This window comes from Streptomyces pristinaespiralis, from assembly GCF_001278075.1.
GTDB lineage: Bacteria > Actinomycetota > Actinomycetes > Streptomycetales > Streptomycetaceae > Streptomyces > Streptomyces pristinaespiralis.
Map to the genome: position 1 here is coordinate 1,544,081 of NZ_CP011340.1, position 19,492 is coordinate 1,563,572.

The window sequence follows — 19,492 nt, forward strand, 5'->3', positions numbered from 1 at the left end:
GCCCTACGGGAGGGCCAGTTCGAACCAGACCGTCTTGCCGCCCGCCGTGCGGCTGGTGCCCCACTCCCGCGACAGGGCGCTCAGTACGCGCAGGCCGCGACCGCCCTCGTCGTCGGGGCGGGCGTCCAGCAGGGTCGGCAGGGTGTGGTCGTCGTCCGCCACCTCGCACAGCAGGGAATCGGCCCGTACGAGCCGCAGTTCGGCGCGGCGGCCGAAGGCGTGCCGCACCGCGTTGGCGACGACCTCGCCGACCAGGAGTTCCGCCGTGCCGGTGAGCGGCCCGAGACCCCAGGCGTTCAGCTGTCCGCGCACCAGCCGCCGCGCCCTCGCCGCCTCCCGCGGTTCGAGCGAGAGCTCCCAGGTGGCGACGGAGCCGGGGTCGATGCCGTTCAGCCGGGCCATCAGCAGGGCGACGTCGTCCTTGCGCCCGCCGCGCGTGTTCAGCGCGCGGATGATGGTGTCGCACGCCTCGTCCATCGACGCCGCGGGATGCGCGGCGGACTCGCAGAGCGTCGCGAGACCCACCCCGATGTCCTCGCCGCGCACCTCCACCAGCCCGTCGGTGCACATCACGAGCCGGTCGCCGGGCGACACCGCGACGCGGACACTGCGGAAGGGCACCCCGCCGACCCCGATGGGCGCTCCCGACGGCAGCTCCAGCAGTTCGCTGCGGCCGTCGGCGGCGCGGACGATCACCGGGGGCACATGGCCCGCGTTGGCCAGTTCCAGTTCGCCGCGGACCGGGTCGTACACCGCGTAGACGCAGGTGGCCAGGTAGTGCTCGCCGAGGCGCTGGGCAAGGTCGTCGAGGTTGCGCAGGAGCTGGGCGGGCGGCAGGTCGAGTGCCGCCATCGTCTGCACCGCGGTGCGCAACTGGCCCATCATGGCTGCGGAGTTGAGACCGTGGCCCATCACGTCGCCGACGACGAGCGCGGTGCGCGAGCCCGGCAGCTTGACGGAGTCGAACCAGTCCCCGCCGACCCGGCCCAGCTGCGTGCCCGGCAGATAGCGGGTCGCGGTGTCGCAGCCGGCCGTGCGCGGGGCGACCTGCGGCAGCATCGAGTCCTGGAGCGTCTCCGCGACGTTCTCCTGGTAGGTGTACATACGGGCGTTGTCGAGCACCAGCCCGGCGCGGGCGGCCAGTTCGGCGCCGGTGACCCGGTCCATGTCGTTGAACAGGGGCCGTTCGGGGTGGCGCAGCAGGATCATGCAGCCGAGGACCACGTTGCGTGCCTTGAGCGGTGCGACCAGCATGGACCGGCCGTTGATCAGCGGGCGCATGTCCCGCTTGTCGAACTGCTCGGCCATGGCGTTGCCCATCTCCTCCGTGATGCGCGGCACCAGGACGGGCTCACCGCTGACCATGCACCGGAAGAACGGGGTGTGGGCGGGGAACGGCATGGACTCGCCGACGGGGACGACGTCGTCCCAGCGGCCGGGCTCGTCGACGTGCTCGAACGCCACCCGGTGCCACATGGTCGTCGCGTCGGGGTCGCCGTCGCAGAAGCCCTCGCCGGCGACGACCTCCTCCCGCAGATAGGTGCAGGCGACGTCGCTGAACCGGGGCACGATCGCGGAGCTGATCTCCCGGATCGTCCGGGCGAGGTCGAGCGAGGAGCCGATCCGGCCGCTGACCTCGTTCAGGAACTCCAGCCGCTCGCGCACCGCCGCGTATTCGAGGTCCTGCTCGAGGTCCGCCTCCTCCACGGGATGCCCGGCCGCGAGGGCCTGCTCCGTCACCTGCTGCCGTGCCCTGCGCGCGGCGCGGCGCGGCACGCCCCAGTCGGGGGTGACGGGCACCCGGTCGTGGTGGCTGAACTCGAGGACCGGGTAGCCGAGGTCGAGGATCCGGGAGACGATCCGCGTCGACTCCCGCACGCTCATGCTGGGCAGGATCTCGGGGAGCCGGCGCGCCAGTTCCTCCGCCCCGGGGAACTCGGTGTGCAGCGCGAAGCCCGGCGCGATCCGTTCGACGCCGCCCTCGTCGGTGCCGAGCCGTCCCGCGTCAGCGGCGAGGAAGAGCAGCCGCTCCTCGCCGGGGCCCACCATCGGATACGCCCACCACAGCACGTCGACGCGGTCCTGGCCCAGCTCGGAGACACGGGCGCGGCCGGCCGTCGGATAGGTGGTGAGACCGCCCAGGCGGGCGTCCAGGCCCTGGCCGAGTCCGCTGTACGCGCTGCATCCAGGGCAGGGGCCGATGCCGTCGCCGCCGTACTCTCCGTCGTGGTCGCACTCCTGACCGGTCAACGCGCCCGAGATGGGCAGCAGTTCGACGGCCGGACGCCCGACCGCCTCGGCCCTTGCGGGACCGAAGAGCCGGCGCGCACCGGTGGACCAGTGCGACACCAGGCCGTCACCGTCCACGACGATCACGGCAAGCGGAATGCGACCGGCCACGGGGTACCGCTGCCGGGGCACCGACGGAACGCCACTGTCCATGGGTGGATGGCTCCTTCCCCGCCGCCGGGATCCAACGGCCTCGTTCACCACGGTAGGGGTATCTCCGCGCCGGGCGCCGGGCGTTGGCGGAAGAGGTCGTGCGCCCGGCGCGAAGCCGGCGAGCGGACGAGCGGGCGCGGACCCCTCGGGGCGCCGGCGCGCCGCGCTGTACGCGCCCCCGCACGCAGCGGGTGGGAAGGGGCGCCGCGGGGCCTGACGTCAGTCGGCGTGACCGAGTTGCAGGTCGCGCTCGGTGCGTCCGCCGCCGGCGACCTGGAGCACGGTCGCGACCGGCGGGTAGCCCGACGCGATGACCGTGTACTCGCCCGACGACAGGTCCACGAAGCGGAATGTCCCGTCGGGACCGGTGGTGAGGGTGTCGACCACGTTGCCGGCCGCGTCCAGCAGGGTCACGCGGGCGTCGTCGACGGGCCGGCCGTCGCCCGCACGCACGGTGCCGCGCAGCACGGCCCCGCCGGCCAGTTCGATGTCCTGGCGGGTCTCCCGGGACGCCTGCACGCTGACGGGGTGCGCGGCGGGCCGGAAGGCGGGGGCGCTGGCCGCCAGGGTGTACTCCCCCGCCACCAGTTCGCTGATCACATAGCCGCCCTCGCGCCCGCTGCGGGTGGAGGCCACCACGTCGCCGCGCACGTCGGTGAGGGTGACGGCCGCGTCCCGTACGGGGCTGCCGTCGGCCGTGACGACGACCCCGGCGAGGCGCCCGGCGCCGCCGAGGACCACGTCGAGGTCGACGGGCCGCTCGCCGACGGTGACCGTGACGGCCTGCGGCTGGTGGCCGCCCGCCGCCGCGATCATCACGTACGCCCCCGGGCCGGGTGCGCTCAGCGCGTACCGGCCGTCCTCGCCGCTCGCACCGCGGCCGATCTGGGTTCCCTGCACGTCGATCAGGGTCAGCGCGGCGCGCGGGACGCTGGTGCCGTCGTGGTGCTGGACGGTGCCGCAGACGGGAACGCCCGACGGCTGCGGGGCGGCCGGCTGGGGGGCGGCCGGACGGCCCGCGGCGGGGGCGGGAGCGGGGCGGGCGTGCGGCACGGCGGCGTCGGCGGGGGCGTTGTGGGACACCAGCGGACTCTCCTTGAGGAAGAAGGCGATGAGCAGGCCGAGGACGAGCACCGGCACGAGGTAGAGGAAGATCCGCGGCATCGCGTCGGCGTAGGCCCGGACGTACGCGTCGCGCAGCGCGGGCGGCATGGCGTGCACCAGCTGCGGGGTGATGGCGGCCGGGTCGGGCAGGCCCGCGCCGGCCGGGACGCGGTCGGCGAGCGCGTCGGTGAGCCGGTCCGCGAAGAGCGTGCCGAAGACGGCGGCGCCGACGCTGCCGCCGATCTGCCGGAAGTAGTTGTTGGCGCTGGTCGCGGTGCCGAGGTCGGCGGGCGGCACGGCGTTCTGCACGGCGAGGATCAGGACCGGCATCACCAGGCCGATGCCGACACCGAGGACCGCCTGCCCGACGCTGTACTCGAGCCGGGAGGTGTCGACCTCCAGCCGGGACAGCAGCCACATGCCGACGACGGAGATCGCGCCGCCGAGCACCGGGTAGACCTTGTAGCGGCCGGTGCGGCTGATGAGCTGGCCGGAGACGATCGAGGCGACGACGATGCCGCCCATCATCGGCAGCATCAGCAGGCCGGACTCGGTGGCGCTGGCGCCGTCGACCATCTGGAGGAACGTCGGCAGGTAACTCGCGGCGCCGAAGAGGGCGATGCCGACGACCGCGCCGACGAGCGAGGTGATGTTGAAGACGGAGTCCTTGAACAGGCGCAGCGGGATGACCGGTTCGGGTGCGTAGTGCTCGACGACGAGGAAGAGCACGGCACTCGCCGCGGCGCCCGCGCCGAGTCCGAGGATCACGCGGGAGCCCCACGCGTACTCGGTGCCGCCCCAACTGGTGAGCAGCACCAGGCAGGTGGAGGCGGCGGCGAGGAACAGCACGCCGAGGACGTCGAGGCGGGCCCTGCCCTCGGGCTTCGGGAGCTTGAGGACCACGCTGACGACGACGAGGGTGATCAGCCCGAAGGGGACGTTGAAGTAGAAGCACCAGCGCCAGGAGGCGTGGTCGGTGAAGAACCCGCCGAGCAGCGGACCTGCGACGGAGGCGAGCCCGAAGGCGGCGCCGATCAGCCCCATGAAGCGGCCGCGTTCGCGGGGCGGCACGATGTCCGCGATGATCGCCTGCACGCCGATCATGAGCCCGCCGGCGCCGAGGCCCTGGACCGCGCGGAAGGCGATCAGTTCGTTCATGGTGCGTGACCAGCCGGCCAGCGCGGAGCCGATGACGAAGACGACGATGGCGAACTGGAAGACGCCCTTGCGGCCGTAGAGGTCGCCGAGTTTGCCGTAGACGGGCAGCCCGATGGTGGCGGTGAGCAGATACGCGGTGATCGCCCACGACATCCGGTCGAGCCCGTGCAGCTCGCCGACGATCTTGGGGAGCGCGGTGGCGACGATCATCTGCTCGAGCGCGGCGAGCAGAAGCGCGAGCATCAGGCCCGTGAAGACGAGCCGTACGCGGCGGGGTCCGAGCGGCGCGGGGGCGCTCCCCGCGGCGTGCGGCGGCGGGTCCGCGGGTCCGGCGGCGGCCGGCGCGGCCTGCTCGTCCTTCACCAGAGTGATGCCGCCCACGTCCTGCTCCCCTCGTCGCACTGCGCGGCGTCATTCTTCGCATTGCGCACGAAGGGGGAGCAAGTCGGTCACGACCCCGGCCAGGCGTTCGAGAGCCCCCTCAACACGCCCCGCAGAGGGCGCATTTGGGGTGCCCACCAGCGGCTTTCCTGCCACCCGGCGCGCGCCGGGCGCGCTACCGGGCGACGGGGAAGACCACTCGAACCGGTGAGGTTACTTCTCCACGTTCGTGGCGAGATTGGCGAGCACGGCGTCGTAGATCCGGCCGAGTCCCTTGGGGGCGAAGGTCCTCTCGAAGAAGCCGCCGATGCCGCCCGCGCCGTCCCATACGGTCCGCACGACGACCCGGGACTTCCCCTCGCCGGCCGGGGTGACCGTCCAGGTGGTGACCATGGAGGAGTTGCGGTCCTTCTCGACCAGTTCCCCGTCCCGCGGCTCCGTCACCTCGAGCAGGCAGTCCCGGACGCGCTTGCTGGTCGCCTGGAGCTTCCAGTGGACGAGGGTGCCCTCGCCGTCGCCGCCCTCACGGACCTCGTACTCGCTGAAGTGCTCGGGCAGGAGCTTCGCGCGGGTGTTCTCGTAGTCGGCCACGGCATCGAACACCGTCTCCGCGTCCGCCGCGACGATCCGTTCCGTGGTGGCTTCGACCTGCGCCATTTCGTTGCTCCTCCAGCACTAGCTCCAGCGGGATGCGGCTAGCCAACCACCTCGGGCCCGGCCCCCCAAATCGCGCTTGCGGCGATCATGGGAACAGGTGTTCTATTCTGGGGTCAGTGCGAACGAGGAGGCACCCATGCGCTGGGACAATCTGGCAGAAACCCCCGCATCATCAGGGAGCGCCGCCCTGTTCGGGACGTCGGCCGTCACCACCCGGACCTTCGACACGCCCGAATTCAGGGGCATCACCTTCCACGAGGTGCGCGCCCGTTCGATCCTGAACCGGGTGCCCGGGGCCTCCCGGATGCCGTTCGAATGGACGGTGAACCCGTACCGCGGCTGCTCCCACGCCTGCGTGTACTGCTTCGCCCGCAAGACCCACAGTTATCTGGACCTCGACACCGGCATCGGCTTCGACTCCCAGATCGTCGTCAAGATCAACGCCCCCGAGCTGCTGCGCCGCCAGCTCGCCTCCCGGCAGTGGCAGGGGGCGCACATCGCCATGGGCACCAACGTCGACTGCTACCAGCGCGCCGAGGGCCGGTACCGGCTGATGCCCGGCATCATCTCCGCGCTGCGCGACCACGCGAACCCGTTCTCCATCCTCACCAAGGGCACCCTGATCCTGCGCGACCTGGACCTGCTGCGGCAGGCCGCGGAGGTCACAGAGGTCGGCGTCTCCGTCTCCGTCGGCTTCACCGACCGGGAACTGTGGCGCACCGTCGAACCCGGCACCCCCTCCCCCGAGCGCCGGCTCGACGCCGTCCGCACCCTCACCGACCACGGCATCGGCTGCGGTGTCCTGATGGCGCCGGTCATCCCGTTCCTCGGCGACCGTCCGGACCAGCTGCGCGCGACGGTCCGGGCGATCGCCGAAGCGGGAGCCACCTCCGTCACCCCGCTCGTACTGCACCTGCGGCCGGGTGCCCGCGAGTGGTTCATGGCCTGGCTGCGCGAGCACCACCCTCATCTGGTGGCACGGTACGAACGGCTCTACGCCGAGGGCGCCTACGCGCCGAGGTGGTACCAGCGCCGGATCACCCGTCATGTGCACGAGCTGGCCGCCGAGTTCGGCATCGGCCCGTCCTCCCGGCCCGGCGGACACCGGCGCCTGCCGGTGCGCGGCGAACCGGGGACCGCGCCCGCGGACGAACCCACCCAGCTGACACTGCTCTGACCCCGCCCCTCCGTCGCGGTGACGGATTATTGGTGGCACCGGCGGGAGCCGGCGGGCAGTCTGCGGTGCAGAACGGCGAGGGAGGGCGCGTACCGATGACGGTGAAGGTGCGGGACATGACCGCCGACGACTGCGAGGCGGTCGCGGCGATCCGGGTGGGCGGGTGGCGCTACGCGTACGCCGGGCTGATGCCCCAGTCGTACCTGGACGCCATGAGCGTCGAGGAGGACGCGGTACGCCGCCGCCGGTACCTGGCCGACGGCACCGACGTCACCGACGTGGTCGCCGAGCGGGACGGCGACGTGATCGGCTGGGGCTGCTTCGGACCGGCCCGGGACGAGGACGCCCCGCCCGGGACGTGCGAGCTCTACGCCCTCTACGTCCTGCCCGAGCGCATATCCTCCGGCGTCGGCCACGCGTTGACGGCGGAGCTGACCGGGCGCGCACGGGCGCGAGGCTTCGCGTTGATGCAGCTGTGGGTGCTCAAGGAGAACGCACGCGCCCGCCGCTTCTACGAGCGGGCCGGATTCCTGCCGGACGGCAGGGAGGAGCCGTTCGAGGTCGACGGCGTCGCCGTCCCCGAAGTGCGCTACGCCCGGTGGCTGGCCGCCCCTTCGGCGGCCGCGGGGGCCTGAGTCGTTTGCACTTTCGGCAAACAACTTTGTCCGATCACCGCGGGTGGGAGCACCCTGGTGGCGGAGGTGGTCACGATGACCCGAAATTCCCGGCCCGGCGGTGGTGACCGGCACGAAGCGGCGACGGCCGACGGCGGCCCGACGGGGGCCGCGGGCGATCTCGCCTTCCCGCACGAGAACACGCACGCGCCCGCCACCACCGGGGCGAACGGCGCCGCTCCCCTCACCGACAGGCCCAGCGGCGCCGTACGGGCCCCTCACGACCCCTTCTCCCCCGAGTCGGAGGCCCGGGTGTGCGAGTTGATCATGGGCGACCGTCGCCACGGCCTGTGACCTACGGCCACGAGTCGTCCGGGCCGGGGGCCCGTACGTCGTGCCGGCCGCCGCGGGCGGTCCCCGACCGCCTCGGGTCGCGGCGGTGCGAACCCTCCGGGGCCGCGCGGATGTCGCGACGGGCCGGCTCACCCACGTAAGCCTGCTCCCACTCGCCGACGTCGAATTCCTCGGTCGCGGCCGTGCCCGTGAACTCCCGTCCGGGAGCGAACGGTTCGGCGTCCGGTCCGAGGCCGGGACGGGACGGCGTGGCCACCCGGCCACGGGTCGGCCGGGCCGTGCGGTGCGGCAGGTCCGGCGCCTTCTCCCCCGCCGCCCCGGGCAGGTCGCCGGGCGGCGGCCCGCCGGGATCCACCCCGGGGGCGCCGTTCGGGCCGCCCGGGAGCAGCAGTTCCACCCGGACCGTTCCGCTCCTGCGCTGCTGGGCGACGAACTCGTCGACCTGGGTGCGGCAGGCGTGGTCGAGGTGGGTCATGGCCGTGAGGTCCAGCCGGATCCGGGGCCTGCCGGCCGCGGCGACGGCGTCGAGCGCGTCGAGCAGCTGCGGGAGCCTGATGAAGGTGGCGCTGCCGGTCATGGTGAGTTTCGCCGTGTCCCCGTCGGTGCTGTGCCGCACCGTGGTCCGGGACATGCGGAGCACGGCGAGCACGACACCCGCGGCCAGGCCGACGAGTACGCCTTCCAGCAGGGCCGTCCCGAAGATGGCGAGGGTGGTGACGGCCATCACGACCGCCTCTCCCCTGTCCTGCTTCCACAGCCGGGGGAACTGTTCCGGCGCGAGGAGCTTCCAGCCGCTGTGCACCAGCACCCCCGCCAGCACCGTGATGGGTACGAGGGCGAGGAGGCCGGGCAGCAGCAGGGCGAAGCCCAGCAGCCACAGGCCGTGCAGCGTGCGGGAGAGCCGTGTCCTCGCTCCCGCCTGGACGTTGGCCGAACTGCGCGCGACCACGGCCGTCATGGGCAGTGCGCCGAGGGTGCCGCACACCGTGTTGCCCACGCCCTGGGAGAGCAGTTCCGTGTTGTAGCGGGTGCGGGGGCCGGTGTGCATACGGTCCACGGCGGCGGCCGTGAAAAGGCTCTCCGCCGAGGCGATCACCGTGAAGGTGAGCACGGTGGCCAGCACGGCCGGGTCCGCCAGCGAGGCGAACTCCGCGGCACCGGGAAGGTGCACGGAGGCCACCAGATCGCCCACCTGGAGGGTGTCGATCCGCACTCCGGGCAGCGCGGCCACCGCCATCCCCACGGCGACCCCGACCAGTGGCGCCGGCACCTTGCCCACGGGGCCCGGCAGTTTCTTCCAGACGAAGCACAGCGCCACCGTCGCGAGGCCGAGCACCGTGGCGATCAGCGCGTCGGAGGTGCTGAGGGCCGTGGTGAGCAGGCCGGGCAGGCCCAGCGCGTTCTGAACCGGAGTGCCCGGGGCCTTGCTGTCGGCCAGCACATAGGACTGGCTGATCATGAGAGGCAGGCCGATGCCCGCCAGCATGCCCTGGACCACGGCGACGGAGATCGCCTGGAACATGCGGCCGAGCCTGATGAGCGCGAGGCCGATCTGAAGCACTCCTGATGCCAGCACGATGACGCCGAGCGTCGCCGCTCCGTGCGTGGCGATGGCCTCCGCGACCAGCGCGGCGAGGCCGGCCGCGGGCCCGCTGACCTGGAGGGTGCTGCCGCGCATCAGGCCGACGACCAGCCCTCCGACGACACCGGAGACGATGCCGAGTTCGGCGGGGGCGCCTGAGGCGACGGCCACACCGATGCACAGGGGCAGCGCGACGAGGAAGACGACGAACGATGCCACGATCTCGGTGACGGGGGATGCCCCGCGCAGTTCTTCGACGAGGGTCGGGCGCCGGTCCACGGGCGCGCCGCCCGGGCGGCGCCCGGCGGCGGGACGGGTGGGGAAGGTCCTGCTCGGGGGGCGTGCGTGACGGGCGCGTTTTCGGGTGGGGGAAGTCATGAAGGAGGTCCTTTGGGTGGAGCCGTTCGGCGTGACAGGGCCGGCGGGCGGGCGGCGTCAGCGGGCCTCGAACGTCCCGTCGTCCCCGAGCTCCAGCAGCGCTCCGGTCTCGACGCGGTAGTACCAGCCGTGCAGGCGGAGTTCGCCCGCGTCCATGAGCCGGCGGGCCGCCGGATAGGAGCTGAGAACCGCGAGCTGGTGCACGATGTTGCGCTGCACGATCCGCTCGAGCCGCGACTCCTCGCCGGGGTGCGTGCCGAGGTAGGGGGCGAGCGCGGGCCGCACGAGCGACAGCCACGCCTCGACGCCCGGGAGCCCGGAAAGGTCGCTGCCAGAGGCCAGGGCGTCCATCGCCCCGCAGTGGGAGTGGCCGCACACCACCACGTCCCGCACGGCCAGCACCTCGAGCGCGTACTCGACGGTGGCGGCCTCGCCCGAAGGGACGCCGGAGCCTGGTGGGGGCACGATGTTGCCGGCGTTGCGCAGTTCGAACACCTCGCCGGGCCCGGCGCCGGTGATGAGCGCGGGGACGACGCGGGAGTCCGAGCAGCTGATGACCATGGCCTCGGGCGACTGGCCGGCCGCCAGGGCGCGAAGGGTGCCGGCGTCCGTGCCCGGATTGAGGTGGAAGGAACGCGCATGGTCGAGAAGGGCCTGCATGGTTGCCTCCGTGGGGTGCGCCGCGGCGCTCGCCCCTGGGGCGGCACCTGCGGACTTCTGGCAACGACCGTAGGGACGCGGTCGTCAGAGCCGGGCCAGCGGCACGTCAAGGCGCGGCCATGATCCGCCCAGTTCTCTGCGGCGGCGGGACGTGTACGAAGAACAGGCCCCGGAACGCGGGTCGTCGGGCGTGGGATGAGTCACGATCTTCCCGGTGATCCGCTGTTGTACGGTGCAGATGCCGAACTCGCCCTGCACACACGGCACTTGACGCTTCCCTTTTGGGCCGCGCCCCCGGCAGGGGCCGACGTGTCGCCGATGACGGACAAAGGACGACCATGCGCGTGTTGCTCATCGAGGACGACGACACCATCGCCGAGCCCCTGGCCGAAGGACTGGTGCGCTACGGGCTGGCGGTGGACCGGGTCGCCACCGGCACGGAGGCGCTCGGCGCGCCCTACGGGGACATCGTCCTGCTCGATCTCGGCCTGCCCGACATCGACGGGATCGACGTCTGCCGGCGCATCCGCCAGGTCTCCGACGTGCCCATCATCATGCTGACGGCGCGGGGCGGGGAGGCCGACCGGATCGTGGGGCTGGAGATCGGGGCCGACGACTACCTGGCGAAGCCCTTCAGCATCCGTGAGCTGATCGCCCGGGTCCGGGCGGTCACCCGGCGCACGGCAGTTGCCCCCCACTCCTTCACCACTCCGCCGGAACCGGCCCGTCCGGTGGCGGTGACCGCCCTGCCGGAGCCTTCGGCCCCAGCCCCCGGCACGGCCCCCGCGCCCGGCGCCCGCACCCGGCGGACCCCTTGCGGCACGGAGGCAGCGCGGCCGGGAGGGCTCGTCGTCGACCGGCGCACCCGCCAGGTCCGGCTGGGCGCCGAGCGAGTGGCCCTCACTCCCAAGGAGTTCGACCTGCTGGCCCTGCTGGCGGAGGATCCCGGCGCCGTCTACACCCGTCGACAGATCATCGACCAGGTGTGGGACCCGCACTTCCACGGGCCGACCAGAACGCTGGACGTCCACGTGGCGACCCTGCGGCGCAAGCTCGGGGACGCCCGCTGGATCGAGACCGTACGCGGGGTGGGCTTCCGGCTGGCCGACCACGTCCTGCTCCCCGCCCCGGCCGGCGCCGGGCGGCCGGAGCGGGTCCGTGACCGGACGCCGCCGGTCCCCGACCGGGTGGCGCCGCCGTGACCCGCCGCCTGCGGCTGAGCTACCTCACGCTCGTCGTGCTGGTGCTGCTCAGCCTGGAGATCCCCCTGGGCATCGTCTACGGCGGTGCGGAGCGACAGCGGGTGGTGCGGGCCGCCGAGGACGAGGCCGAGGCCCTCGCCGCGTACGCCCGGCTCTCGCTGCGGTCGGACCAGACGGCGGCGCTCGCCCGGCGGGTGATCCACTGCGCCGAGCGGATCGGCGGAGAGGTGTTCGTCCTCGACCGTGACGGCAGGGTCCGTGCGGCGTCCCGCCCGATGAGCGACCGCGAGACCCGGGACATGCTGGGCCGCAGGCACGTGCGCGCCGCACTCGGCGGGCGGGCCGCCACCGATGTGCGCACCGGCGGCTACGGCCGGGTGGAGGTGCTTGCCGCGGCGGCCCCGGTGACGGCCGGCGCATCGCGTTCCGGTGCCGTGCATCTGACGCTGCCCACGGAGGTGGTCTCCCAGCGGGTCCACCGGGTCTGGCTGACGCTCGCCGTCGCGGGACTGCTCGTCCTGACCGCCTTCGCCGGGCTGGGCCTCGCCGTGGCGCGCCGGACCGGCCGCCCCATCCTGGAACTGGAGGCCGTGACCGCCCGGCTGGCCCGCGGTGCTCTCTCCGTCCGCGCGACCCTGGCGACGACCACGGGCCCGCCCGAGGTCCGCAGACTGGCCTCCACCTTCAACGACACCGCCGCCCGTCTTGAGCATGTGATGCGGTCGCAGCGGGCGTTCGCGGGCGAGGCGTCCCACCAGCTCAAGACACCGCTCGCCGCGCTGCGCCTGCGGCTGGACAACCTGGAGCCCGGCATCGCTCCCGGCTCCCGCGCCGGCCTCACCGCCGCGATGACCGAGACCGATCGGCTCGCCCGGATGGTCGAGACGCTGCTCGCCATGGCCGGCCTGGAGGAGCACGCGACCGCCCGCGAGCCGGTCGACCTCGACCGCTGCGCCCGCGAACGGGCCGCCACCTGGGGCCCGTTGTTCGCCTCCCGAGGATGCCGGCTGACTCTCGCCGGCGAGCGTGCCGGCCCCGCGCTGGCCGTACCGGGGTCGGTGGAACAGATCCTGGACAACCTGCTCTCCAACGCGCTGCGCGTCTCGGGGCCCGGGCAGGAGGTCCGGCTCGAGACCCGCCTGGTACGGGCTTCCCGCCGGGCCACGCGCGAAGCGCGGTCCGTCTGGGCGGAGTTGCACGTCATCGACGAAGGCCCGGGTCTGCCGCCCGAGCAGCGTGCCCGTGCCTTCGACCGCTTCTGGCGCGCACCGGGCGCCGCCGCCGGCGGGAGCGGCCTCGGACTCGCCCTGGTGCAGCGGCTCGCCGTCGCCTGTGGCGGGCGGGCCACGCTGGAGGAGGCGCCGCACGGGGGGCTTGACGCGGTGGTCCGCCTGCCGGCGGTGCCGCCCCGGCCGTCCGCGCCGCCACAACGTCAAAAGGACGGCCCCCGCGGCCCGCGCCGCGTGGCGGACGCGGCCCGTGCGCGGCTGCGCCCGCGCCCCGGCGGCGGCAGGCTCCGTCGGGCGGCAGCCCCTGAAGGGGCCGGTCCCGGGGCTCCTCATTCCCCCGCGGCTGATCCCTCCAGTTCGTGAAGCCGGGTTCCGGACACGAAGGCGAGGATGTCGGGGACCGCTTCGCGCAGGGTGCGGAAATGCCGGTGCACGCCGTCCACCGCAGTGAGGGCGTTGACCCCCCACACCGTCATTCCGGCGCTCAGACCGGACCGCACCCCCGAAGGGGCGTCCTCGACGACCAGACAGTCCGCCGGTTCGGCGCCGAGTCGCGCGGCAGCCCGCAGATAGGGCAAGGGCGACGGCTTGCCCTCGTCGACGGCTGCCGCGTCCACGAGGACCTCCGGGACGGGCAGGCCGGTCCGGGCGAAGCGGCCGCGTACCCGGTGTTCGTAGTTGGAGGTCACCAGGGCCCAGTTCCCGGGCGGCAGCGCGGTCAGCAGTTCCGACGCTCCGTCGAATGCCGCGTAGGTGCCGGACCGGACGTCCTCGTCCTCCAAGGCGTGCAGTGCGGCCAGGCATTCCCGCGGGTCCTCCCCCTGAGCGACCTGCGCGAAGGTCTCCAGCGGCCTCGTCCGCAGCGCCACCCGGTGGACCTCGTCGGCGTCGAGTCCGTACCGCTCCGCCCATGTGCGCCACACGCGGCGCTGGTTCTCCACGGCGTCGATCAACGTGCCATCGACGTCGAACAGGACATACCTCATGGCGCCCGGGCGCGCGAGTTCGCTGGTCACCCGTCGATCATGCCAGGCTCCGGTCGGTCGACCGGCGGACGATCCCGGTCGCCGATGCCGGCGGCCGGCCTTGCGACGCCCTCCCCTCACGCCTCCAGCCGGGCCAGGGCCGCCGCCGCCGCGGCCGTCAGGCGGGGGTGGGGCAGGGCCGCGCGGACGACCTCGGCCGCGCGTGCGTCGCCGAGCGCGCCCAGGCCCTCCACGCAGGCGAGCGCCACGCGCCAGTGGGGGTCCCCGGCCGTCAGTCTGCGGCGCAGGACCGTCATCAGCGCCGGTGCGGACTCGGGGGCGCGCAGCCTCGTCAGCAGGCGGACCGGCAACAGGGCGTAGGCGACGCGGAGTTCGTTGGTGGCAAGTGCCGCCGCCGCTCGGGGGGTTCTGGGGTCGCCGAGCAGGAACAGCGCGTGCGCCGCGGAGACGCAGCGCTCCGGGTCGCGGTGATTGAGAAGCAGGACCAGGGACTCGAAGGCCCGGCGGTCACCGGCGCAGCCGAGGCGGAACGCGGCGAGTTCGCGGGCCCACAGAGGGCGTTCGCGCTCGGTGAGGACCGCGGCGAGTTCGTCATGGTCGGCGGTGACCAGCAGGCGCTCGTACACCGGTCCGCCGCCCGCCTCGTCCCGTAGCCGGTCCGCGAGCGACCGTAACTCCTCGTCCATGGGAGCAGGGTATCCAGGAGGCGAAGGCGCGATCCAGATCACATCACCCCAGGGCTGGCGCGCTCGTTACCCGCGAGTTAATCTCAGGTGAGCGGGTAACCCCCGCGCTTTCGGCGGCCTGGTGACGCAGCCGCCGAGAGGTTGTCGGTTCGGCTTTTCGAAGCCCGCAGTACGACGTGGCCCGGGACAGGCCCGTCGGCCCAGCACCACGACACGCGTTTTCCGCGCGCCGCACGCCCCTCGGTGTCCGGCCTGTGCGCATTCGGCGCTCCTCGGCGTTCCTTCCGTGCCGCCCCGCGCGCTCCCCTCTTCAGTCGTCACTCATCTCTGGAGTCCCGTGATGGACACCCCTCTCCACACCATTGCCGTCGTCGGCCTCGGCACCATGGGCACCGGCATCGCCGAGGTCCTCGCCCGCGCCGGCCGTGAGGTCGTCGGCATCGACGTCAGCGACGCCGCGGCCCGCCGGGCCGTCCTCGCGCTCGAGGCCTCCACCGCCCGCGCCGTGGAGCGCGAGCGGATCACCGAGGAGGAGCGCCGCAACACCCTGGCCCGCTTCCGCACCTTCTCCGACCTCCAGGCCGCGGCGGAGGCCGACCTCGTCATCGAGGTGGTGCCCGAGTCGTACGACGTCAAGCTCCAGGTCCTGCGGGAGCTGGACGGCATCGTCCGGCCGCAGACGATCATCGCCACCGGCACCAACGCACTCTCCGTGACCCGGCTGGCCGCCGATTCCGAGCGCCCCGAGCGCGTGCTCGGCCTGCACTTCTTCAACCCGGCCCCGGCGATGAAGCTGGTCGAGGTCGTCTCCTGCGTGCTCACCGCGCCGGCGGCCGTGGAGGCCGTCACCGAGCTCGCCAGGGAGCTCGGCAAGGAGCCGGTCGCGGTCGGCGACCGGCCCGGATTCGTGGCCGACGGCCTGCTGTTCGGCTACCTCAACCAGGCGGCGGCGATGTACGAGTCGCGGTACGCCTCTCGTGAGGACATCGACGCCGCGATGAAGCTCGGCTGCGGTCTGCCGATGGGACCGCTCGCGCTGCTCGACCTGATCGGCATCGACACCGCCCGTACCGTGCTGGACGCCATGTACACGGAGTCGCACGACCGGCTGCACGCTCCGGCGCCGATCCTCAAGCAGCTCAGCGAGGCGGGTCTGACCGGCCGCAAGGCCGGCCGCGGCTTCTACACGTACGCCGCGCCGGACACCGCCGAGGTGGTCGAGGACGCCCTGACCCCCAGGCCGTCCGCGGAGGCGGCCGCCGGCCGTGAGGTGCGCTCGGTGGGTGTCGCCGGTTCGGGCACCATGGCGAGCGGTATCGCCGAGGTCTTCGCCAAGGCCGGTTACGACGTCGTCCTCGCCGCCCGCAGCCTGGAGAAGGCCGACGTGGCCAAGGCCCGGATCGGCAAGTCGCTGGCCCGTTCCGTCTCCAAGGGCCGGATGACGGAGGAGGCCCGCGAGGCCACCCTCGCCCGTATCGCGCCGGCCGGTTCGCTGGACGCCTTCTCCGACGTCGACCTGGCGCTGGAGGCGGTGGCCGAGGACCTGGAGATCAAGCAGCAGCTGTTCGCCACCCTGGACAAGATCTGCAAGCCGGGCGCGGTGCTCGCCACCACCACGTCGTCGCTGCCGGTCGTGGCCTGCGCCCGCGCCACCTCGCGCCCCGAGGACGTCATCGGGATGCACTTCTTCAACCCGGCGCCCGCGATGAAGCTGGTCGAGGTGGTCCGCACGGTCCTCACCTCCGACGAGGTTCACGCCACGGTCCGCGAGGTCACCGCGAAGATCAAGAAGCACCCGGTGGACTGCGGCGACCGCGCCGGCTTCATCGTGAACGCGCTGCTGTTCCCGTACCTCAACAACGCGATCAAGATGGTCGAGGGGCACTACGCGACCCTCGACGACATCGACGCGGCGATGAAGCTCGGCGGCGGCTACCCGATGGGCCCGTTCGAACTGCTCGACGTGGTCGGCCTCGATGTCTCGCTGGCCATCGAGAAGGTGCTGCACAGCGAGTTCCGCGACCCCGGCCTCGCCCCGGCGCCGCTGCTCGAGCACCTGGTGGCGGCGGGCTGTCTCGGCCGCAAGACGGGACGCGGCTTCCGCGAATATGCCCGGCGCTGAGTCCGACGCCGGCTGGGGCGGGCTGCTCGGTCCGGGCGGCCCGTCCCCGTCCCCGGCCCCGTCCGACGCCGGCACCGCCCCGTGGGCACATTCAGCTGCTCGAATGCAGTACGTTCAGATCATGCCCCAGTCCGCTGATCCCTCCCGCCGCACCGGCCGCGCCGGCGCCCAGGCCGACGCTCCGGAGAGCGCCGCAGGCTCCCGCGCCGCCGCGCAACGTCTGAAGATGCGCCGTGAACTGGCGGCGGCGGCCATGGAGTTGTTCGCGACCAAGGGCTACGAGGCGACGACGGTCGACGAGATCGCCGCCACGGCGGGTGTGGCACGGCGGACCTTCTTCCGGCACTTCCGCTCCAAGGAAGAGGCGATCTTCCCGGACCACGACGACACGCTGGTGCGGGCGGAGGCGGTGCTGAACGCCGCGCCGCCCCACGAGCACCCCCTGGACACGGTCTGCCGCGGCATCAAAGAGGTCATGCGGATGTACGCGGCCTCTCCCGCGGTCTCCGTGGAGCGCTATCGCCTGACCCGCGAGGTGCCGACCCTGCGGGAGCGCGAGATCGCGTCGGTGGCCCGCTACGAGCGTCTGTTCACGCGTTATCTGCTGGGCCATTTCGACGAGCGCGACCACCACGACGGCAACGACGACCCGCTGCTGGCGGAGGTGGCCGCCTCCGCGGTCGTCACCGCGCACAACCATGTGCTGCGCCGCTGGCTGCGGGCGGGCGGCCAGGGCGACGTGGAGGCCCAGCTCGACCACGCGTTCGCGATCGTCCGCGACACGTTCGGTTCGGGCATAGGGGCCGGCCGCAAGAGCGGCACGGTCATGGGCGAGGCCGCGGCGGCCGAGGAGCCCGCGGCGACGGCACGCACGCAGGGCGAGGTACTGGTGGCGGTGGCCCGTACGGACGCGCCGCTGAGCGAGGTCATGCGGACGATCGAGCAGGCGCTCAGGAACGGCTGACCCGCCGCAGAATTCACCCGTGCGGCGGTACCCGCCGCCGCCGAAGACACATCAGCACCCCTCACCCCACCGACACACCCGCACACGAAACGTCACGGCCGTCCCGTCCAGGGGCGGCCGTTCGTGCTGCTCAGGCCCCCATTCGATCGATCATCGCTCATATGTGTCCGGCGGATTGCATCTGAGAGAAATTCTTGGCACGCAGTGTCTTGTCACCTGGCACGGGGTGCCATACGTTGATGTTGTCCGGGCGGCCGGCGTGCAGAGACCATTCGTACGCCGGCTGTCCCCGCAACCATCGCGCTGCGCGCCCGGACGCCTGCGTCACAGGCACCTTCCGCGCTACCAGCGCCGCCAGCACCACCCGCCGAACCGACGGCACACCTCCACAGCAGCACCACCCGACGTACCCCTCAGCGTCCCCCTCAGACGCTCTTCGCCGGAGGCAACACCGTGAAGGAAATCCTGGACGCGATCCAGTCGACGGAGTCCACGTCCGCCGACTTCGCCGCTCTGACCATTCCCGAGTCCTACCGCGCGGTCACCGTGCACAAGGACGAGGTCGACATGTTCGAGGGCCTCACCACGCGGGAGAAGGACCCCCGCAAGTCCCTCCACGTCGAGGACGTGCCGGTGCCGGAGCTCGGTCCCGGCGAGGCCCTGGTTGCGGTCATGGCCTCCTCGGTCAACTACAACTCCGTGTGGACCTCGATCTTCGAGCCGCTGTCGACCTTCGGGTTCCTGGAGCGCTACGGACGCCTGTCCGAGCTCACCAAGCGCCACGACCTGCCGTACCACGTCATCGGCTCCGACCTCGCGGGCGTCGTCCTGCGCACCGGACCCGGCGTGAACGCCTGGAACCCGGGTGACGAGGTCGTCGCGCACTGCCTCTCCGTCGAGCTGGAGTCCTCCGACGGCCACAACGACACGATGCTCGACCCCGAGCAGCGCATCTGGGGCTTCGAGACCAACTTCGGCGGCCTGGCCGAGGTCGCGCTCGTCAAGTCCAACCAGCTGATGCCCAAGCCGAAGCACCTCAGCTGGGAGGAGGCCGCTTCCCCGGGCCTGGTGAACTCCACCGCGTACCGCCAGCTCGTCTCCCGCAACGGCGCCGGCATGAAGCAGGGCGACAACGTCCTCATCTGGGGCGCCAGCGGCGGGCTCGGCTCCTACGCCACCCAGTTCGCGCTGGCCGGCGGCGCCAACCCGATCTGTGTCGTCTCCAGCGACCAGAAGGCGGACATCTGCCGGAAGATGGGCGCGGAGGCGATCATCGACCGCAACGCCGAGGGCTACAAGTTCTGGAAGGACGAGCAGACCCAGGACCCCAAGGAGTGGAAGCGCTTCGGCAAGCGCATCCGCGAGCTCACCGGCGGCGAGGACATCGACATCGTCTTCGAGCACCCCGGCCGCGAGACCTTCGGCGCGTCCGTCTACGTCACCCGCAAGGGCGGCACCATCACCACCTGCGCCTCGACCTCGGGCTACATGCACGAGTACGACAACCGCTACCTGTGGATGTCGCTGAAGCGGATCATCGGCTCGCACTTCGCCAACTACCGCGAGGCGTGGGAGGCCAACCGCCTGATCGCCAAGGGCAAGATCCACCCGACGCTCTCGAAGGTCTACTCCCTCGAGGACACCGGCCAGGCCGCGTACGACGTGCACCGCAACCTCCACCAGGGCAAGGTCGGCGTCCTCGCCCTCGCCCCGCGGGAAGGCCTCGGCGTGCGCGACCCCGAGATGCGCGAGAAGCACCTCGACGCCATCAACCGCTTCAGGAATGTCTGAGGTCG

Annotated in this window: 15 protein-coding genes; 8 read left to right on the forward strand and 7 right to left on the reverse strand. The window is 72.6% G+C overall.

Annotated features, from left to right (window positions below):
• Positions 1-3: 3 nt before the first annotated feature.
• The 3 genes from SPRI_RS06415 to SPRI_RS06425 form a co-directional block, all read right to left on the reverse strand.
• The gene (locus SPRI_RS06415) at positions 4-2,442 is read right to left on the reverse strand and encodes a SpoIIE family protein phosphatase (protein ID WP_037773295.1); all 2,439 of its coding nucleotides are present in this window, start codon (positions 2,440-2,442) and stop codon (positions 4-6) included.
• 219 nt (positions 2,443-2,661) lie between these two features.
• On the reverse strand, positions 2,662-5,085 hold the full coding sequence (locus tag SPRI_RS06420) for an MFS transporter (protein WP_005309482.1): 2,424 nt from the start codon (positions 5,083-5,085) through the stop codon (positions 2,662-2,664).
• A gap of 213 nt (positions 5,086-5,298) precedes the next feature.
• Complete coding sequence (locus SPRI_RS06425) at positions 5,299-5,742, reverse strand: SRPBCC family protein (RefSeq protein ID WP_005309484.1); 444 nt, start codon at positions 5,740-5,742, stop codon at positions 5,299-5,301.
• Positions 5,743-5,878: 136 nt separating this feature from the next.
• On the opposite strand from SPRI_RS06425, the gene SPRI_RS06430 reads away from it, so the two are divergent.
• The 3 genes from SPRI_RS06430 (at position 5,879) to SPRI_RS06440 (ending at position 7,887) form a co-directional block, all read left to right on the forward strand.
• Positions 5,879-6,919: an Rv2578c family radical SAM protein gene (locus tag SPRI_RS06430; protein WP_005309485.1), complete on the forward strand. Its 1,041-nt coding sequence runs from the start codon at positions 5,879-5,881 to the stop codon at positions 6,917-6,919.
• Positions 6,920-7,035: 116 nt separating this feature from the next.
• Positions 7,036-7,554: a GNAT family N-acetyltransferase gene (locus tag SPRI_RS06435; protein WP_238996201.1), complete on the forward strand. Its 519-nt coding sequence runs from the start codon at positions 7,036-7,038 to the stop codon at positions 7,552-7,554.
• Between the two features lie 75 nt (positions 7,555-7,629).
• Positions 7,630-7,887, forward strand: a complete 258-nt coding sequence (locus SPRI_RS06440) for a hypothetical protein (RefSeq protein ID WP_158685138.1) — start codon at positions 7,630-7,632, stop codon at positions 7,885-7,887.
• A 1-nt stretch (position 7,888) separates the two neighbouring features.
• On the opposite strand, the gene SPRI_RS06445 is transcribed toward SPRI_RS06440, so the two are convergent.
• Together SPRI_RS06445 and SPRI_RS06450 are read right to left on the reverse strand one after the other, a co-directional pair.
• The gene (locus tag SPRI_RS06445) at positions 7,889-9,847 is read right to left on the reverse strand and encodes a SulP family inorganic anion transporter (protein ID WP_078951213.1); all 1,959 of its coding nucleotides are present in this window, start codon (positions 9,845-9,847) and stop codon (positions 7,889-7,891) included.
• A gap of 57 nt (positions 9,848-9,904) precedes the next feature.
• Complete coding sequence (locus SPRI_RS06450) at positions 9,905-10,507, reverse strand: carbonic anhydrase (RefSeq protein WP_005309494.1); 603 nt, start codon at positions 10,505-10,507, stop codon at positions 9,905-9,907.
• A gap of 338 nt (positions 10,508-10,845) precedes the next feature.
• Here SPRI_RS06450 and SPRI_RS06455 point away from each other — a divergent pair, with 338 nt between their 5' ends.
• On the forward strand, positions 10,846-11,709 hold the full coding sequence (locus SPRI_RS06455; protein ID WP_078535207.1) for a response regulator transcription factor: 864 nt from the start codon (positions 10,846-10,848) through the stop codon (positions 11,707-11,709).
• Positions 11,706-13,301: a sensor histidine kinase gene (locus SPRI_RS06460; protein ID WP_063805326.1), complete on the forward strand. Its 1,596-nt coding sequence runs from the start codon at positions 11,706-11,708 to the stop codon at positions 13,299-13,301. The genes SPRI_RS06455 and SPRI_RS06460 overlap by 4 nt, the downstream gene beginning before the upstream one ends.
• Here SPRI_RS06460 and SPRI_RS06465 read toward each other — a convergent pair.
• Positions 13,268-13,954, reverse strand: coding sequence for an HAD family hydrolase (locus tag SPRI_RS06465; RefSeq protein WP_005309506.1), 687 nt, complete (start codon positions 13,952-13,954; stop codon positions 13,268-13,270). The genes SPRI_RS06460 and SPRI_RS06465 overlap by 34 nt on opposite strands.
• Before the next feature lie 86 nt (positions 13,955-14,040).
• Complete coding sequence (locus SPRI_RS06470; RefSeq protein WP_037773300.1) at positions 14,041-14,610, reverse strand: adenylosuccinate lyase; 570 nt, start codon at positions 14,608-14,610, stop codon at positions 14,041-14,043.
• 340 nt (positions 14,611-14,950) lie between these two features.
• Here SPRI_RS06470 and SPRI_RS06475 point away from each other — a divergent pair, with 340 nt between their 5' ends.
• The 3 genes from SPRI_RS06475 (at position 14,951) to ccrA (ending at position 19,487) form a co-directional block, all read left to right on the forward strand.
• The gene (locus SPRI_RS06475) at positions 14,951-16,732 is read left to right on the forward strand and encodes a 3-hydroxyacyl-CoA dehydrogenase family protein (RefSeq protein WP_005309510.1); all 1,782 of its coding nucleotides are present in this window, start codon (positions 14,951-14,953) and stop codon (positions 16,730-16,732) included.
• A 103-nt stretch (positions 16,733-16,835) separates the two neighbouring features.
• Complete coding sequence (locus SPRI_RS06480; protein ID WP_037776022.1) at positions 16,836-17,696, forward strand: TetR family transcriptional regulator; 861 nt, start codon at positions 16,836-16,838, stop codon at positions 17,694-17,696.
• Positions 17,697-18,149: 453 nt separating this feature from the next.
• Positions 18,150-19,487 (forward strand): crotonyl-CoA carboxylase/reductase, encoded by a 1,338-nt coding sequence (gene ccrA / locus SPRI_RS06485; protein WP_005309515.1) that lies wholly within the window; start codon positions 18,150-18,152, stop codon positions 19,485-19,487.
• Positions 19,488-19,492 lie beyond the last annotated feature (5 nt).

Coding starts and splice junctions, on each gene's coding strand:
- SPRI_RS06455 (WP_078535207.1), top strand. CDS start 10,846: ATGCGCGTGTTGCTCATCGAGGACGACGACACCATCGCCGAGCCCCTG.
- SPRI_RS06475 (WP_005309510.1), top strand. CDS start 14,951: ATGGACACCCCTCTCCACACCATTGCCGTCGTCGGCCTCGGCACCATG.
- SPRI_RS06470 (WP_037773300.1), bottom strand. CDS start 14,610: ATGGACGAGGAGTTACGGTCGCTCGCGGACCGGCTACGGGACGAGGCG.
- SPRI_RS06440 (WP_158685138.1), top strand. CDS start 7,630: ATGACCCGAAATTCCCGGCCCGGCGGTGGTGACCGGCACGAAGCGGCG.
- SPRI_RS06445 (WP_078951213.1), bottom strand. CDS start 9,847: ATGACTTCCCCCACCCGAAAACGCGCCCGTCACGCACGCCCCCCGAGC.
- SPRI_RS06425 (WP_005309484.1), bottom strand. CDS start 5,742: ATGGCGCAGGTCGAAGCCACCACGGAACGGATCGTCGCGGCGGACGCG.
- SPRI_RS06435 (WP_238996201.1), top strand. CDS start 7,036: ATGACCGCCGACGACTGCGAGGCGGTCGCGGCGATCCGGGTGGGCGGG.
- SPRI_RS06450 (WP_005309494.1), bottom strand. CDS start 10,507: ATGCAGGCCCTTCTCGACCATGCGCGTTCCTTCCACCTCAATCCGGGC.
- SPRI_RS06480 (WP_037776022.1), top strand. CDS start 16,836: ATGCAGTACGTTCAGATCATGCCCCAGTCCGCTGATCCCTCCCGCCGC.
- SPRI_RS06430 (WP_005309485.1), top strand. CDS start 5,879: ATGCGCTGGGACAATCTGGCAGAAACCCCCGCATCATCAGGGAGCGCC.
- SPRI_RS06415 (WP_037773295.1), bottom strand. CDS start 2,442: ATGGACAGTGGCGTTCCGTCGGTGCCCCGGCAGCGGTACCCCGTGGCC.